The sequence below is a fragment of the Candidatus Eisenbacteria bacterium genome (assembly GCA_030017955.1).
In the GTDB taxonomy this organism is placed as follows: domain Bacteria; phylum Eisenbacteria; class RBG-16-71-46; order JASEGR01; family JASEGR01; genus JASEGR01.
Window position 1 is genome coordinate 1 of record JASEGR010000192.1, and the last position, 2017, is coordinate 2017.

Below are 2017 nucleotides of genomic sequence, written 5' to 3' on the forward strand. Positions count from 1 at the left end.
AGATGTACGCCTTCACGCGTTGCCCGAGCCTGTGCCTCACAGGCTCGATATCAACCTGAATAGCGTCGCTTCTTCCCCCCTACAAGTATTATGCCGCTTCACTCAGTAACGATTTCATGCCGATTTTTTTCAGTCCCTCCTCGACGAACTCAGTTACATTGAGGTACCATGTCTTCCCTTGTCCCCCTAACTTTACCTCCACTCGTTCAACCTCCCAAAGTTCCTCCAAGAGCCGATCCATGAACTCGCTCGTCTTCTCGGTCACACCGCTTTCCAGTAACAACCAGCGCAGTGCCATTACGAGACGGTAGGCGAGCATGCATGCGAAGATGTACGCCTTCACGCGTTGCCCGAGCCTGTGCCTCACAGGCTCGATATCAACATCCGTTTTCAGCGTCCGGAAGACCTTCTCCGCGAAGTCCTTGTTGAAGTATGTCTCGACGATTTCCCTGGCGTCCATGGTTTCATCCGTGCAAAGCAACAGGTATTTCCCGTCCATGCGGGCTGCGCTCTTCAAGTCACGGTCAAAGTATTTCCAGTCGACCCGCGGTTTCTTACCGCCGCGCCTAACCCGGACTTGGAGGAAGGATCTCCATTCGCCCACGATGCTCTTTATCTCCTGATGCAGCTTAGCCTCGTCCCATCTCGCTCCCTTCGTTGACAGATACGTCAATTCGGTACCGATGCGGCGAAGCTCTCTGTTCCTTGCTTCGCGTTCTCTCATGGCTCGTTCGGCGTTTGTGTACACAGCGAGTGTCCTGTCCATGCCAAAGAGCTTTCCCGTGACTTTTTGCGCGTATACTGGACCCGTATTGGAGTCCTTGACATATGTCACCGGCGATTCAGGGATTTCGGTATTCAGCAGTATGTTTCTAACGTCCGGTTTGCCTTTCGGGACTCCTCCGAGCAGGTTCCAGCCCATGCCCGTGGTTTCATCAACGATAGCTTTGCCCATTATTCCCCTATCGACGACGAGCAATCCGGGTTGAACCTTGGCTTCTTGCATGTGGGCGAGCAGGTTCCGGATGGTCCGGCAACCGTTCCTGTTGCCTTTGTACACGAAATGGGCAAGCGGTGCGTGGTCGTACTGATGGACGACCACGGCAACATTGACCTGGGGCCGATGCTCATGGTTCTCGTTGCGACCCTTCTTGGCTATCGGGCAAGTGACGCCGAAGAAGAGCACGTTGGTCAGGTCGTAGGCAAGGACATCCTTGACGTTTGGCGGAAGGGGATGCTCCTTCCGCCAGTGGTCGGACAACGCCTTGTTCAGCTCCGCCGATCTGTCGAATTGCTCTCCCGTTGATGTATCGTCGCCGCATATCGTGTCGAGGGAATGCAGGAATGCATCTTTGGTGAACATGTCGAGTGGGAGACCGGTAATCTCCGGCAGGTCTGTGGTGCTGACCCATCTCTGCAACTTGGAGGCGCTCTTGGGTTCAAGAACGCGGTTTATGGCCCAGACGGTCAACAAAGTGCTGGAAAACGGGTCGGAACCCCTTGAATTTCGGTTGCAGATTCTGTTGATTGTCTCCTGAAATTTCAGATTCTGGGCCAGTTTCCACAACAGCCGGACGGCTCCCGTATGAAGGGCTGGCCCGCGTTCAATGCGGTCAAGAACGGGGCCGTATCCTTTCTGCGCATCCGGTTTTTCGGGTCCGAGGTACCGTACGAACTCGCTCACGATTTTGCTTCCCCGACGGATGGAACGATACTCTTCGAGGTAGACGCGGCCCCCCCTGTTCTTGCGTTTGATAGCCATGTAGGAGGTATATACCTCCTACATAATAAATTCATCGCTCAATTCGTACACGGGGCTATCGGCACATGTCTGGCTAATCGGAAAATCACGATCGGCAACACGCATGTAGGGGGGAACTATTCCCGCTGTTCAGGTTTATAATGGCTCAGGAATAAAGACGAGAAAAGGGGATTTCTTTATTTCCCAACAGTGAACTCTTACTTTAACTTAACTTCGCCACTTTATGATACCGCACGCTAAAAACAGGCACCTGCG

The 2017-nt window shown here is 53.4% G+C and carries 1 protein-coding gene; it reads right to left on the reverse strand.

Translation table 11 applies throughout. From position 1 onward, the window contains the following. Positions 1–88: 88 nt before the first annotated feature. Positions 89–1762 carry an IS1634 family transposase gene (locus QME66_13575; protein MDI6809975.1) on the reverse strand — a complete coding sequence of 558 codons (1674 nt, stop codon included), beginning with the start codon at positions 1760–1762 and terminating at the stop codon, positions 89–91. Positions 1763–2017: the final 255 nt, after the last annotated feature.

Coding starts and splice junctions, on each gene's coding strand:
- QME66_13575 (MDI6809975.1), bottom strand. CDS start 1,762: ATGGCTATCAAACGCAAGAACAGGGGGGGCCGCGTCTACCTCGAAGAG.